Here is a 13,820-nt window from a genome sequence, read left to right as displayed (position 1 = left end):
GGAGCGGGCGTGCCCGCGAAGAGGCCAGAACAGGCCTAAAGAGTAATCACTCTTCCTTGCCCTTGTTCCGCACGGCCCGCTGCAGCTCGCGGTTGGAGTCGCGCTCGCGCATGGTGTCGCGCTTGTCGAATTCCTTCTTGCCCTTGCCCAGTGCGATTTCGCACTTGATCAGGTGCTTGCTCCAGTACAGCGCCAACGCCACGCAGGTGTAGCCTTTTTGCGCCACGGCCGCTTCCAGGCGCTCGAGCTCGCGCTTGTTCAGCAGCAGCTTGCGGGTGCGGATGGGGTCGGCGATGACGTGGGTGCTGGCGGTGGTCAGCGGGGTGATGTGGCTGCCGAACAGCCAGGCTTCACCGTCCTTGAGCAGCACGTAGCTGTCAGTCAGGTGCGCCTTGCCAGCTCGCAGGCTTTTTACTTCCCAGCCGGACAGGACCAGCCCGGCCTCGAACTTGTGTTCGATGAAGTAATCGTGTCGCGCTTTCTTGTTTTGCGCGATGGTCCCGGTCGGATGTTTTTTTTGCTTAGCCATAGGGGCGGCATTATAGGCAAGTCCGCGCGTCGTCCGCTATGGGATTTCGGTGTGCTTGAGCCACTGGAATGAATACCGGACAATACACAGCCTGTCTTATGCACAGAACCTGTTTTCGGCACGCTGCGAAGCGCCGCCACCCAGCCTTGGAAGTGACGCCTGGATGACTACCCATATTCAACGCTCCGCCCTGCTGCCATACCCCGCCCAGGCGCTCTACGATCTGGTCAACGATGTGGCCAGCTACCCTGAGTTCCTGCCGTGGTGCTCGGCCTCGACGGTGATCGAAGCCAGCGACACGCACATGCGCGCCAAGCTCGAAGTGGCCAAGGGGGGCATGAGCCAGCACTTTGTCACGCGTAACGTGCTGGTGCCGGGGCAGTCCATCGAGATGAACCTGGAAGAGGGGCCGTTCACCCAGTTGCACGGTGTGTGGGTGTTCAAGCCGCTGGGTGACAAAGCCTGCAAGATCAGCCTGGACCTGTCCTTCGATTATGCCGGGCCGATTGTACGTGCCACCTTGGGCCCGCTGTTCAACCAGGCGGCCAATACCCTGGTCGATGCCTTCTGCCAGCGTGCCAAGCAATTGCATGCCTGACGGATACGGCGCAAACAAAAAGCCCGGACCAAGTCCGGGCTTTTTTGTGGCTGCTTCCCGATTACCGGGTTTCCAGCGGAGCGGGGGTCGGGACCGGGGTGGTCTCGATGGTATCGATTTCGCGCTGGATGGACTCTTCGGTCGAACCAGGCTTGGCTGGCTTTTCCTCAGGCTGCACGGCCGGCTGTTCGGTCTGGCCTGGCTCGGTGGCCGGGCTGACGGTGGTGTCGCTGCTGCCACCGAGGATTTCCTGGTCGCGGCTAACGCCTGGCATGAAGTCGCCAGACAGGCTGACCAGTTGGTCGCTTTCGTTGAAGAATACACTCATGCGCTCTTGCTGGCGTTTACCGCCACCAGGCTGCAGGCTGTACAGGTAATCCCAGCGATTGGTGTTGAAGGTGTCCTGAATCAGCGGGTTGCCCATGATAAACCTTACTTGCCGACGGGTCATTCCGGGGCGTAATTGGTCTATCATGTCTTGCGTGACGACATTGCCCTGCTGGATGTCGATTTTGTAAACCCCGGGAAACGAGCAACCGGCGAGTGCGAGCAGTCCCACTAGGGTGAGGCTGGTTAGCAAGAGCTTGGTGTTTTGCATCGGTGGGCGACTTCCACTATCTTGGCTGGACAACGTAAACCCCGATCATACCCGTATTAAGAGAAGCTGCGAAGCAGCATCGGCGAGAAAGCTGACCATGGTTGAAAATAGCGAATTGCGCAAAGCCGGTCTCAAGGTGACCCTGCCTCGAGTAAAGATCCTTCAGATGCTCGACTCTACCGAGCAGCGTCACATGAGTGCGGAGGATGTGTACAAGGCGCTGATGGAGGCTGGCGAGGATGTAGGCCTGGCCACCGTCTATCGCGTACTGACCCAGTTCGAAGCGGCGGGTCTGGTGGTTCGCCACAACTTCGACGGCGGCCACGCGGTGTTCGAACTGGCCGATGGCGGTCACCACGACCATATGGTGAACGTGGATACCAGTGAAGTCATCGAGTTCATGGACGCCGAAATCGAGAAGCGCCAGCGCGAAATCGTGGCCGAGCATGGCTACGAGCTGGTGGACCACAATCTGGTCCTGTACGTGCGTAAGAAGAAGTAACGATTTTCTCGTTATGGATGGCAAAGGCGACCTTCGGGTCGCCTTTGTGCTTTCTGAAGGGGTGAAAGGTGTGTTGTTGGTACCGGCCTCTTCGCGGGCATTGCGCCCGGGCTACAACATCGTCCGGTAGGAGCAGCCTTGTGCTGCGAAGGGGGCATTCGGCCGAAGAGGGTCTTTGGCCTTGCCGGCCTCTTCGCAGCACAAGGCTGCTCCTACGCGTCGGCGCCATTGGCTCTAGGCCTTGCCGCTCACGACCATCTTGCGGGCATGGGCCAGCGATTCCTTGGTCAGGTCGATACCGCCCAACATCCGCGCCACTTCCTCGACACGCTCACGCTTGCCCAGGCTGGCCACGGCGGTGTGGGTGGTATCACTGTTGCGCACCTTGTGCACGAACAGGTGATGATGCCCTTGTGCCGCTACCTGTGGCAGATGGGTCACGGTCAATACCTGGCCGCGCTCGCCCAGGCGACGCAGCAACTGGCCGACGATTTCGGCGGTAGGGCCGCCGATGCCTACGTCGACTTCGTCGAATACCAGGGTAGGAATGCGCGACGTTTGTGCAGTAATCACCTGAATCGCCAGGCTGATACGCGACAGTTCGCCGCCCGAGGCCACCTTCGCCAGGCCCTTGAGCGGTTGGCCGGGGTTGGCGCTGACCAGCAGTTCGATCTGCTCCAGCCCATGGGGTGACAGGTCAGTGCCTTCGTTGGCTGTCAGCTCGATGCTGAAGCGCCCGCCCGGCATGCCCAGGCGCTGGATTTCCTGTTCAACGGCACCGGCCAGTTGCTGGGCTGCCTGCTGGCGCAGGCCGCTGAGTTCGCGGGCCTTCTCTTTATAGTGCAGGGCGAAGGCGGCAAGCTCCTCGCCCAGCCGCTCGATGGACTCGTCGCTGGCGTTCAGGCCTTCGATCTCTTCCATCAACTGCTGCTGCAGGTGGGGCAGTTCGGTGGGGTGCACGCGGTGTTTGCGCGCCAGCGTATAGATGGTGTCGAGGCGCTCCTCCAGCGCTTGCAGGCGCATTGGGTCGGCATCGAAGTTGTCTAGGAAGCGGTTGAGCTCGCCCACCGCTTCTTCGACCTGAATCTGCGCGCTGGCGATCAGGTTGGCCGCTTCGCCCAGTGCCTTGGGCGTGTGGGTGGCGGCGCCCAGGCGGTTGAGGCTGGAGGTGAGCGCGCTGAGCACGTTGCCCGAGTCGCTCTCGCTGCACTGGTCGATGACCTGGCGGCAGATGCCGAACAGGGCTTCGGCGCTGGTCAGGTTCTTGTGTTCCTGTTCCAGTTGTTCCAGTTCATGTTCGCCCAGGCCGAGGTTGTCCAGTTCTTCCAGCTGGTAGCTGAGCAGCTGGTGGCGGGCGCGCTGCTCGTCGCCGGAGTTGGACAGGCGCTCCAGCTCCAGGCGGGTCTGGTCCCAGCGCTTGGCCGCAAGCTGTACCTGGCGGGCCAGGTCGACGGCGCCCGCATATTCATCGAGCAAGCGGCGGTGAGTGTCGGTCTTGAGCAGTGACAGGTGCTCGTGCTGGCTGTGGATGTCGATCAGCAATTCGCCCAGCGCCTTGAGGTCGCCAAGCGGGCAGGGCGTACCGTTGATGTAGCCACGGCTACGGCCTTCGGCGGTGATCACCCGGCGCAGGATGCACAGGCCGTCGTTGTCCAGGTCGCGTTCGGCCAGCCAGGCATGGGCCTCGGGAATGTCCACCAGGTCGAAGGTGGCGAGGATATCTGCCTTGTCGGTGCCGGGGCGCACCACGCCGCTGTCGGCCCGATCGCCCAGGGCAAGGCCGAGGGCGTCGAGCATGATCGATTTGCCGGCGCCGGTTTCGCCGGTGATGACGGACATCCCACGGGCGATTTCGAGGTCGAGGTGTTCGACGATGGCGTAGTTGTGAATGGACAGGTGCACCAGCATGGGGCGGCTCCCGAAAGTCAGGTCTGGTTATTTATACAGTACTTTTTTCAGGCCTGCCAATGCCCCTTGGCAGATTCTGTTGCCGCCCGGAAAACCACCTCGCCCCTTGAAGCTGGTTTTTCCGGCCCCATATAGCCGACATCCAAGGCGAGCCTGGCTCGCAGTCCACAAAATTGCGCAGGAGAGACCCCATGGCTGACGAACAGCTGAACGAGAAAGACCTTAACGTGGAAGAAACCGGTGCAGGCAATGCTGCCGACGCCCGTGTTCTTGAGCTCGAGGAGCAGCTGGCCGCAGCCAAGGACCAGGCGCTGCGCGCCGTTGCCGACGTGCAGAACGTACGCCGTCGCGCCGAGCAGGATGTGGAGAAAGCCCACAAGTTTGCCCTGGAGAAGTTCTCCAATGACCTGCTGCCGGTCATCGACAGCCTGGAACTGGCCCTGGCTCACTCCAATGACGAAGATGAGCAGGTCAAGGCCATCCGCGAAGGCGTCAAGCTGACCCTGAAGATGTTCCAGGACACCCTCAAGCGCTACAACCTCGAAGCTGTCGACCCGCATGGCGAGCCGTTCAACCCTGAGCACCACCAGGCCATGGCCATGCAGGAAAGCGCCGAGGTCGAGCCGAACAGCGTGCTGAACGTGTTCCAGAAGGGTTACCTGCTGAACGGCCGCCTGCTGCGCCCCGCCATGGTGGTGGTCAGCAAGGCGCCGAGCGCGGCGCAACCCTCGATCAATGAAAAGGCTTGAAATCCGTCGGGGCATCCCCATCTAGGTGTCAAGCCTTCAAGTATTACCGCAGTTGGCCAAAGTAGTCGCTGCTACCAAATTCAAGTTTCGGGAGAGTTAACATGGGTAAAATTATCGGTATCGACCTGGGGACCACCAACTCGTGCGTCTCCATTCTGGAAAACGGTAACGTCAAGGTCATCGAAAACGCCGAAGGTGCGCGTACTACCCCTTCGATCGTGGCCTACGCCAACGACGGCGAAATCCTGGTCGGTCAGTCGGCCAAGCGCCAGGCTGTGACCAACCCGCACAACACCCTGTTCGCGGTAAAGCGCCTGATCGGCCGCCGCTTCGAAGAGCAGGTCGTGCAGAAAGACATCCAGCTGGTTCCGTACAAAATCGCCAAGGCCGACAACGGTGACGCCTGGGTCGAAGTCAACGGCCAGAAAATGGCACCGCCGCAAATCAGCGCCGAAGTGCTGAAAAAGATGAAGAAAACCGCCGAAGACTACCTCGGCGAGCCAGTGACCGAAGCGGTCATCACCGTACCGGCCTACTTCAACGACAGCCAGCGTCAGGCAACTAAGGACGCCGGCCGCATCGCGGGCCTGGACGTAAAACGCATCATCAACGAACCGACCGCCGCCGCACTGGCCTATGGCATGGACAAGGCCAAGGGCGACCACACTGTCATCGTTTATGACCTGGGTGGCGGTACCTTCGACGTTTCGGTCATCGAAATCGCCGAAGTCGATGGTGAGCACCAGTTCGAAGTACTGGCTACCAACGGCGACACCTTCCTGGGTGGCGAAGACTTCGACATGCTGCTGATCGACTACCTGGTCGAAGAGTTCAAGAAAGAAACCGGCATGAACCTCAAAGGCGACCCGCTGGCCATGCAGCGCCTGAAGGAAGCTGCCGAAAAGGCCAAGATCGAGCTGTCGTCCGCTCAGTCGACCGACGTCAACCTGCCGTACATCACCGCAGATGCCACCGGTCCTAAGCACCTGAACGTGAAGATCTCCCGCGCCAAGCTGGAGTCGCTGGTTGAAGAGCTGGTGCAGCGCACCATCGAGCCTTGCCGCATCGCCCTGAAAGATGCCGGCATTGACGCCAGCAAGATCGACGACGTGATCCTGGTCGGCGGCCAGACCCGTATGCCGCTGGTGCAAAAGACCGTTGCTGACTTCTTCGGTAAAGAAGCCCGCAAGGACGTCAACCCGGACGAAGCCGTGGCCATGGGTGCTGCCATCCAGGGCGCTGTACTGGCCGGTGACGTGAAGGACGTACTGCTGCTGGACGTCAGCCCGCTGACCCTGGGTATCGAAACCATGGGTGGCGTGATGACCGCGCTGATCGAGAAGAACACCACCATTCCGACCAAGAAGTCGCAGGTGTTCTCCACTGCCGACGACAACCAGGGCGCGGTGACCATCCACGTGCTGCAGGGCGAGCGTAAGCAGGCTGCGCAGAACAAGTCGCTGGGCAAGTTCGACCTGGCTGACATTCCGCCGGCTCCGCGTGGCGTGCCGCAGATCGAAGTTACCTTCGACATCGACGCCAACGGCATTCTGCACGTCAGCGCCAAAGACAAGGCCACCGGCAAGTCGCAGTCGATCGTGATCAAGGCCAACTCCGGCCTGTCGGACGAAGAAATCGAGCGCATGGTGCGTGACGCCGAGGCCAACGCCGAGGAAGACCGCAAGTTCGAAGAGCTGGCCGCTGCCCGTAACCAGGGTGACGCGCTGGTTCACTCGACCCGCAAGATGGTCGCTGACGCCGGTGACAAGGTTACCGCCGAAGAGAAGACCGCCATCGAGGCTGCTGTTGTTGCCCTGGAAGCCGCTGTCAAAGGCGACGACAAGGCTGCAATCGACGCCAAGGTCGAGGAGCTGTCCAAGGTCTCTGCCCCGGTTGCCCAGAAGATGTACGCCGAGCAGTCGGCTGAACAGCCTCAGGGTGGCGCGCAGCAGGCCGAGCCGGAAGCCAAGCACGATGACGTGGTTGACGCCGAGTTCGAAGAAGTGAAAGGCGACGACAAGAAGTAATCGTTGCATGTTGTCGGCCAGTTCACCGTCGTTTGCCGGTGAACTGGTAGGATGTCGCCGCGCGGGGGCTTGCTCCCGCGTTGGCGTATCTGGAATTCGAGAATTTTTACAGCATCTGCCAGCGGCCTTCATGGGCGGTATGCAGGTGCTGATGGCGTGGCGCAGATGCCAGACGCCCAACAAGGTGCAAATGACCTATGTCCAAGCGTGATTATTATGAGGTCCTGGGTGTCGAGCGCGGCGCCAGTGAAGCTGACCTCAAGAAGGCTTATCGCCGTCTGGCGATGAAGTACCACCCGGACCGCAACCCGGGCGATAAAGAGTCGGAAGACAAGTTCAAAGAGGCCAACGAGGCCTACGAAGTGCTGTCTGACGCGAGCAAGCGCGCGGCCTTCGACCAGTATGGTCATGCCGGTGTCGACCCAAGCATGGGCGGCGGCGGTGCCGGCTTCGGTGGCGCCAACTTCTCCGACATCTTCGGCGATGTGTTCAGCGATTTCTTCGGTGGCGGCCGTGGTGGCGGACGTGGCGGTGCCCAGCGTGGCAGCGACCTGCGCTACACCCTGGAGTTGAACCTGGAAGAAGCGGTGCGTGGCACCACGGTCAGCATCCGTGTGCCTACCCTGGTCAACTGCCAGCCTTGCGACGGCTCCGGCGCCAAGAAGGGCTCGACCCCGTCGACTTGCCCAACCTGCGGCGGCATCGGCCAAGTGCGCATGCAGCAAGGTTTCTTCTCGGTGCAGCAGACCTGCCCGCGCTGCCATGGCCAGGGCAAGATCATTACCGACCCGTGCACCTCCTGCCACGGCGAAGGTCGTGTCGAGGAATACAAGACGCTGTCGGTCAAGGTGCCGGCGGGTGTCGATACCGGTGACCGCATTCGCCTGTCGGGTGAGGGCGAGGCCGGTACCCATGGTGGCCCGACTGGCGACCTGTACGTGGTGATCAGCGTGCGCGAGCACGAAATCTTCCAGCGCGATGGCAAGCACCTGTACTGCGAAGTGCCAATCAGCTACACCGATGCTGCCTTGGGCGGTGAGCTGGAAGTGCCGACCCTGGATGGCCGCGTGAAGCTGAAGATTCCGGAAGGCACGCAGACCGGCAAGCAGTTCCGTTTGCGCGGCAAGGGCGTTGCCCCAGTGCGTGGTGGCGGTGCCGGTGACCTGCTGTGCCGTGTGGCGGTGGAAACCCCGGTCAACCTCAGCCGTCGCCAGCGCGAGCTGCTCGAAGAGCTGCGTGACTCGCTGGATGGCGACAGCTCCCATTCGCCCAAGGCCAGTGGCTGGTTCGATGGCGTGAAGCGCTTCTTCGGCGATCTCTGAAAAGGAACAGGTTATGCGACGTATTGCGGTAATGGGCGCGGCAGGCCGTATGGGCAAGGTGCTGATCGAGGCCGTGCAGCAGCAGGCGCCGAAAGCGGGCCTGACGGCGGCCATTCATCGCCCGGACAGCACCCTGGTAGGTGCCGATGCGGGTGAGCTGGCAGGCCTGGGGCGGATCGGTGTGCCGATCTCCGATGACCTGGCCAAGGTGGTCGATGAGTTCGACGTGCTGATCGATTTCACCCACCCTTCGGTAACCCTGAAGAACCTGGCGTTCTGCCGCAAGGCAGGCAAGGCCATGGTGATCGGTACTACCGGGTTCACCGCAGAGGAAAAAGCGCTGCTGGTGGAGGCGGGCAAGGAAATCCCAATCGTGTTCGCGGCCAACTTCAGCGTGGGCGTCAACCTGTGCCTGAAGCTGTTGGACACTGCGGCGCGGGTGCTGGGTGATGACGTGGATATCGAGATTCTCGAAGCGCACCACCGGCATAAGGTCGATGCCCCTTCGGGCACTGCGCTGCGCATGGGTGAGGTGGTTGCCCAAGCGCTGGGCCGTGATCTGCAGGAAGTGGCCGTGTATGGCCGCGAAGGGCAGACCGGTGCGCGTGATCGCCAGACCATCGGCTTTGCCACGGTGCGTGCCGGCGATGTGGTGGGCGACCATACCGTGCTGTTTGCCGCCGAAGGCGAGCGCGTGGAAATCACCCACAAGGCCTCCAGCCGCATGACCTTCGCCAAGGGTGCCGTGCGTGCGGCGCTGTGGCTGGATGGGCGTGAGCCTGCGCTGTACGACATGCAGGATGTGCTCGAACTGCGTTAAGCCGTTGGAGCGGTGTTGGCTTCTTCGCGGGCTTGCCCGCCCCCACAGCCCAGGGTGTGGGGGCGGGCGAGCCCGCGAAGAGACCGATGCAGATGTCAGTCTGTCGCATTGATGTGTTTTAGAGGCACATATGCGGTAGACCCAAAACGCACTTTTCTGTAAGCTACAGCTTTAGTGTGTCCACTAAAAGCGCGCAGCGAATTGAATTCAGCACATAAAAGCGGGGTGACGTGTCCATACGTCACTCCGCTTTTTTGCAACCTGCGATCGCCCTTTCATGCTTGATTTACGGGAGGTCTTCTTGACAAAGCCAGCCATACTCGCCCTTGCCGACGGCAGTATTTTTCGCGGTGAAGCCATCGGTGCCGACGGTCAGACCGTTGGTGAGGTGGTATTCAACACCGCTATGACCGGCTACCAGGAAATCCTTACAGACCCTTCCTATGCGCAGCAAATCGTTACCCTGACCTACCCGCACATCGGCAACACCGGCACCACGCCGGAAGATGCCGAGTCGAACCGCGTCTGGTCCGCTGGCCTGGTCATCCGTGACCTGCCGCTGCTGGCCAGTAACTGGCGCAACACCCAGTCGCTGCCTGAGTACCTCAAGGCCAACAATGTCGTTGCCATCGCCGGCATCGACACCCGTCGCCTGACCCGTATCCTGCGTGAAAAGGGCGCCCAGAACGGTTGCATCCTCGCCGGTGACAACATCAGCGAAGAAGCCGCCATCGCCGCTGCCCGTGGCTTCCCAGGCCTGAAGGGCATGGACCTGGCCAAGGTGGTTTCCACCAAGGAACGCTACGAGTGGCGCTCCAGTGTGTGGGAGCTGAAAACCGACAGCCACCCGACCATCGAAGCTGCCGACCTGCCGTACCACGTGGTGGCCTTCGACTACGGCGTCAAGCTGAACATCCTGCGCATGCTGGTGGCCCGTGGCTGCCGCGTGACCGTGGTGCCGGCCCAGACCCCAGCCAGCGAAGTGCTGGCACTCAACCCGGACGGCGTGTTCCTGTCCAACGGCCCTGGTGACCCCGAGCCGTGCGACTACGCGATTCAGGCGATCAAGGAAATCCTCGAAACCGAGATCCCGGTATTCGGCATCTGCCTCGGCCACCAACTGCTGGCCCTGGCTTCCGGCGCCAAGACCGTGAAAATGGGCCACGGCCACCACGGTGCCAACCACCCGGTTCAGGACCTGGACACCGGCGTGGTCATGATCACCAGCCAGAACCACGGTTTTGCGGTTGACGAGGCCACCCTGCCGGGTAACGTGCGCGCCATCCACAAGTCGCTGTTCGACGGCACCCTGCAGGGTATCGAGCGTACCGACAAGAGCGCGTTCAGCTTCCAGGGCCACCCTGAAGCGAGCCCGGGCCCGACCGACGTCGCGCCACTGTTCGATCGTTTCACCGATGCCATGGCCAAGCGCCGCTGAGCATCCTGCTTCAAGGCCCCGGGCCGGCGAAAGCCGCGCCCGGCAGCGCCTGACCCAGATTGTTCCAAGCGGCTTGCCGACTGACCCCGGATTTGAGTGACCACCATGCCAAAACGTACAGACATCAAAAGCATCCTGATTCTCGGCGCTGGCCCGATCGTGATCGGCCAGGCCTGCGAATTCGACTACTCCGGCGCCCAGGCTTGTAAAGCCCTGCGCGAGGAAGGTTTCCGCGTCATCCTGGTGAACTCCAACCCAGCCACCATCATGACCGACCCGGCCATGGCCGACGCCACCTACATCGAGCCGATCAAGTGGCAATCGGTGGCCAAGATCATCGAAAAAGAGCGCCCAGACGCCGTATTGCCGACCATGGGTGGCCAGACCGCACTGAACTGCGCCCTGGACCTGGAGCGCCATGGCGTTCTGGAGAAGTTCGGCGTAGAGATGATCGGCGCCAATGCCGACACCATCGACAAGGCCGAAGACCGTTCGCGCTTCGACAAGGCCATGAAAGACATCGGCCTGGAATGCCCGCGCTCCGGTATCGCCCACAGCATGGAAGAGGCCAACGCGGTACTCGAGAAGCTCGGCTTCCCATGCATCATTCGCCCATCGTTCACCATGGGCGGCACTGGCGGTGGTATCGCTTACAACCGTGAAGAGTTCGAAGAAATCTGCACCCGTGGTCTGGACCTGTCGCCGACCAAAGAGCTGCTGATCGACGAATCGCTGATCGGCTGGAAGGAATACGAGATGGAGGTGGTCCGCGACAAGAAGGACAACTGCATCATCGTCTGCTCGATCGAAAACTTCGACCCGATGGGCGTGCACACCGGTGACTCGATTACGGTTGCCCCGGCACAGACCCTGACCGACAAGGAATACCAGATCATGCGCAACGCCTCGCTGGCGGTGCTGCGTGAAATCGGTGTGGAAACCGGCGGTTCCAACGTGCAGTTCGGCATTTGCCCGAACACTGGCCGCATGGTCGTGATCGAGATGAACCCGCGCGTTTCGCGTTCGTCGGCTCTGGCCTCCAAGGCCACCGGCTTCCCGATCGCCAAGATTGCCGCCAAGCTGGCCATTGGCTACACCCTCGACGAGCTGCAGAACGACATCACCGGCGGTCGCACCCCGGCGTCCTTCGAACCGTCGATCGACTACGTCGTCACCAAGCTGCCGCGCTTCGCCTTCGAGAAATTCCCGAAAGCCGACGCCCGCCTGACCACCCAGATGAAATCCGTGGGTGAAGTCATGGCCATCGGCCGTACCTTCCAGGAGTCCCTGCAGAAAGCCCTGCGCGGCCTGGAAGTTGGTGCTTGCGGCCTGGACCCGAAAGTCGACCTGGCCAGCCCGGAAGCCGCCAGCATCCTCAAGCGCGAACTGACCGTGCCGGGTGCCGAGCGTATCTGGTACGTGGCTGACGCCATGCGTTCGGGCATGACCTGCGAAGAGATCTTCGCCCTGACCGGCATCGACATGTGGTTCCTGGTGCAGATGGAAGATCTGATCAAGGAAGAAGAAAAGGTCAAGACCCTGGCCCTGTCGGCGATCGACAAGGACTACATGCTGCGCCTCAAGCGCAAGGGCTTCTCGGACCAGCGCCTGGCCGTGCTGCTGGGTATCACCGACAAGAACCTGCGCCGCCACCGCCACAAGCTGGAAGTGTTCCCGGTGTACAAGCGCGTCGACACCTGCGCCGCCGAGTTCGCCACCGACACCGCCTACCTGTACTCCACCTACGAGGAAGAGTGCGAGGCCAACCCGTCGACCCGCGACAAGATCATGATCCTGGGTGGCGGCCCTAACCGTATCGGCCAGGGTATCGAGTTCGACTACTGCTGCGTACACGCCGCCCTGGCGCTGCGTGAAGACGGTTACGAGACCATCATGGTCAACTGCAACCCGGAAACCGTCTCCACCGACTACGACACCTCCGACCGCCTGTACTTCGAGCCGTTGACCCTGGAAGACGTGCTGGAAGTGTGCCGCGTCGAGAAGCCTAAAGGCGTGATCGTTCACTACGGTGGCCAGACTCCGCTGAAACTGGCTCGTGCCCTGGAAGAAGCTGGCGTGCCGATCATCGGTACCAGCCCTGACGCCATCGACCGCGCCGAAGACCGTGAGCGCTTCCAGCAGATGGTTCAGCGCCTGAGCCTGCTGCAGCCGCCAAACGCTACCGTGCGCAGCGAAGAAGAAGCCATCCGCGCCGCGGGCGGCATCGGTTACCCGCTGGTGGTGCGCCCGTCCTACGTACTGGGCGGCCGTGCCATGGAAATCGTCTACGAACTGGACGAGCTCAAGCGCTACCTGCGTGAAGCGGTACAAGTGTCGAACGACAGCCCGGTGCTGCTGGACCACTTCCTCAACTGCGCCATCGAGATGGACGTGGATGCGGTGTGCGACGGTACCGACGTGGTCATCGGCGCAATCATGCAGCACATCGAGCAGGCCGGCGTACACTCCGGTGACTCGGCGTGCTCGCTGCCGCCTTACTCGCTGAGCAAGGAAGTGCAGGACGAAGTCCGCGTACAGGTTAAGAAAATGGCCCTGGAGCTGGGCGTGGTCGGCCTGATGAACGTGCAGCTGGCCCTGCAGGGCGACAAGATCTACGTGATCGAAGTCAACCCACGTGCTTCGCGTACCGTGCCGTTCGTGTCCAAGTGCATCGGCACTTCCCTGGCCATGATCGCGGCCCGCGTCATGGCAGGCAAAACCCTGAAAGAGCTGGGCTTCACTCAGGAAATCATCCCGAACTTCTACAGCGTCAAGGAAGCCGTCTTCCCGTTCGCCAAGTTCCCAGGGGTTGACCCGATCCTCGGCCCTGAGATGAAATCCACCGGTGAAGTCATGGGTGTCGGTGACAGCTTCGGTGAAGCCTTCGCCAAGGCCCAGATGGGTGCCAGTGAAGTGCTGCCGACCGGCGGTACCGCATTCATCAGCGTGCGTGACGACGACAAGCCACAAGTGGCTGGCGTTGCCCGCGACCTGATCGCCCTGGGCTTCGAAGTGGTTGCCACTGCCGGCACCGCCAAGGTTATCGAAGCGGCCGGCCTGAAAGTACGCCGTGTGAACAAAGTGACCGAAGGTCGCCCGCACGTGGTCGACATGATCAAGAACGACGAAGTGTCGCTGATCATCAACACCACCGAAGGCCGCCAGTCGATCGCTGATTCCTACTCGATTCGTCGCAATGCGCTGCAGCACAAGATTTACTGCACCACGACCATTGCGGCCGGTGAAGCCATCTGCGAAGCGCTGAAGTTTGGTCCGGAAAAGACCGTTCGTCGCTTGCAAGATCTGCATGCAGGACTCAAAGCATGAGC

11 protein-coding genes are annotated in these 13,820 nt (G+C 61.5%); 8 read left to right on the top strand and 3 right to left on the bottom strand.

Annotated features, from left to right (window positions below; translation table 11 throughout):
* Window positions 1-46: 46 nt before the first annotated feature.
* Window positions 47-529, bottom strand: a complete 483-nt coding sequence (gene smpB / locus ACNFBR_RS00315) for an SsrA-binding protein SmpB (RefSeq protein WP_013974300.1) — start codon at window positions 527-529, stop codon at window positions 47-49.
* Window positions 530-692: 163 nt separating this feature from the next.
* On the opposite strand from smpB, the gene ACNFBR_RS00310 reads away from it, so the two are divergent.
* The gene (locus ACNFBR_RS00310; protein WP_416733208.1) at window positions 693-1,127 is read left to right on the top strand and encodes a type II toxin-antitoxin system RatA family toxin; all 435 of its coding nucleotides are present in this window, start codon (window positions 693-695) and stop codon (window positions 1,125-1,127) included.
* A 61-nt stretch (window positions 1,128-1,188) separates the two neighbouring features.
* Here the strand turns inward: ACNFBR_RS00310 and ACNFBR_RS00305 are convergent, their stop codons facing one another.
* Complete coding sequence (locus tag ACNFBR_RS00305; RefSeq protein WP_416733207.1) at window positions 1,189-1,725, bottom strand: outer membrane protein assembly factor BamE; 537 nt, start codon at window positions 1,723-1,725, stop codon at window positions 1,189-1,191.
* A gap of 97 nt (window positions 1,726-1,822) precedes the next feature.
* Here ACNFBR_RS00305 and fur point away from each other — a divergent pair, with 97 nt between their 5' ends.
* Window positions 1,823-2,227: a ferric iron uptake transcriptional regulator gene (fur, locus tag ACNFBR_RS00300; RefSeq protein ID WP_012274258.1), complete on the top strand. Its 405-nt coding sequence runs from the start codon at window positions 1,823-1,825 to the stop codon at window positions 2,225-2,227.
* Between the two features lie 234 nt (window positions 2,228-2,461).
* Here the strand turns inward: fur and recN are convergent, their stop codons facing one another.
* Window positions 2,462-4,135, bottom strand: a complete 1,674-nt coding sequence (gene recN / locus ACNFBR_RS00295) for a DNA repair protein RecN (RefSeq protein ID WP_416733206.1) — start codon at window positions 4,133-4,135, stop codon at window positions 2,462-2,464.
* A gap of 191 nt (window positions 4,136-4,326) precedes the next feature.
* Here recN and grpE point away from each other — a divergent pair, with 191 nt between their 5' ends.
* The 6 genes from grpE (at window position 4,327) to carB (ending at window position 13,818) form a co-directional block, all read left to right on the top strand.
* Window positions 4,327-4,884, top strand: a complete 558-nt coding sequence (grpE, locus tag ACNFBR_RS00290) for a nucleotide exchange factor GrpE (RefSeq protein WP_416733205.1) — start codon at window positions 4,327-4,329, stop codon at window positions 4,882-4,884.
* 101 nt (window positions 4,885-4,985) lie between these two features.
* Window positions 4,986-6,911 (top strand): molecular chaperone DnaK, encoded by a 1,926-nt coding sequence (gene dnaK, locus ACNFBR_RS00285; protein WP_416733204.1) that lies wholly within the window; start codon window positions 4,986-4,988, stop codon window positions 6,909-6,911.
* A gap of 197 nt (window positions 6,912-7,108) precedes the next feature.
* A complete protein-coding gene (gene dnaJ, locus ACNFBR_RS00280) occupies window positions 7,109-8,233 on the top strand; it encodes a molecular chaperone DnaJ (RefSeq protein WP_416733203.1) in 1,125 nt (374 codons plus the stop codon).
* Window positions 8,234-8,246: 13 nt separating this feature from the next.
* On the top strand, window positions 8,247-9,053 hold the full coding sequence (gene dapB, locus ACNFBR_RS00275; RefSeq protein WP_284353414.1) for a 4-hydroxy-tetrahydrodipicolinate reductase: 807 nt from the start codon (window positions 8,247-8,249) through the stop codon (window positions 9,051-9,053).
* A 301-nt stretch (window positions 9,054-9,354) separates the two neighbouring features.
* Window positions 9,355-10,491 (top strand): glutamine-hydrolyzing carbamoyl-phosphate synthase small subunit, encoded by a 1,137-nt coding sequence (gene carA, locus ACNFBR_RS00270; protein WP_016391781.1) that lies wholly within the window; start codon window positions 9,355-9,357, stop codon window positions 10,489-10,491.
* A 105-nt stretch (window positions 10,492-10,596) separates the two neighbouring features.
* Entirely contained in the window at window positions 10,597-13,818 is a 3,222-nt protein-coding gene (carB, locus tag ACNFBR_RS00265; protein ID WP_012274252.1) for a carbamoyl-phosphate synthase large subunit, read from the top strand.
* Window positions 13,819-13,820: the final 2 nt, after the last annotated feature.

The organism is Pseudomonas sp. NY11955 (assembly GCF_048068035.1).
Lineage (GTDB): Bacteria > Pseudomonadota > Gammaproteobacteria > Pseudomonadales > Pseudomonadaceae > Aquipseudomonas.
Note: the sequence above shows the minus strand (reverse complement) of the source record. Positions and strands in the feature narration are given on the sequence as shown.

What these genes read in the sequence shown, in the direction of transcription:
- smpB (WP_013974300.1), bottom strand. Translation starts at nt 529, where the DNA reads ATGGCTAAGCAAAAAAAACATCCGACCGGGACCATCGCGCAAAACAAG.
- dapB (WP_284353414.1), top strand. Translation starts at nt 8,247, where the DNA reads ATGCGACGTATTGCGGTAATGGGCGCGGCAGGCCGTATGGGCAAGGTG.
- ACNFBR_RS00305 (WP_416733207.1), bottom strand. Translation starts at nt 1,725, where the DNA reads ATGCAAAACACCAAGCTCTTGCTAACCAGCCTCACCCTAGTGGGACTG.
- recN (WP_416733206.1), bottom strand. Translation starts at nt 4,135, where the DNA reads ATGCTGGTGCACCTGTCCATTCACAACTACGCCATCGTCGAACACCTC.
- dnaJ (WP_416733203.1), top strand. Translation starts at nt 7,109, where the DNA reads ATGTCCAAGCGTGATTATTATGAGGTCCTGGGTGTCGAGCGCGGCGCC.
- fur (WP_012274258.1), top strand. Translation starts at nt 1,823, where the DNA reads ATGGTTGAAAATAGCGAATTGCGCAAAGCCGGTCTCAAGGTGACCCTG.
- ACNFBR_RS00310 (WP_416733208.1), top strand. Translation starts at nt 693, where the DNA reads ATGACTACCCATATTCAACGCTCCGCCCTGCTGCCATACCCCGCCCAG.
- carB (WP_012274252.1), top strand. Translation starts at nt 10,597, where the DNA reads ATGCCAAAACGTACAGACATCAAAAGCATCCTGATTCTCGGCGCTGGC.
- dnaK (WP_416733204.1), top strand. Translation starts at nt 4,986, where the DNA reads ATGGGTAAAATTATCGGTATCGACCTGGGGACCACCAACTCGTGCGTC.
- grpE (WP_416733205.1), top strand. Translation starts at nt 4,327, where the DNA reads ATGGCTGACGAACAGCTGAACGAGAAAGACCTTAACGTGGAAGAAACC.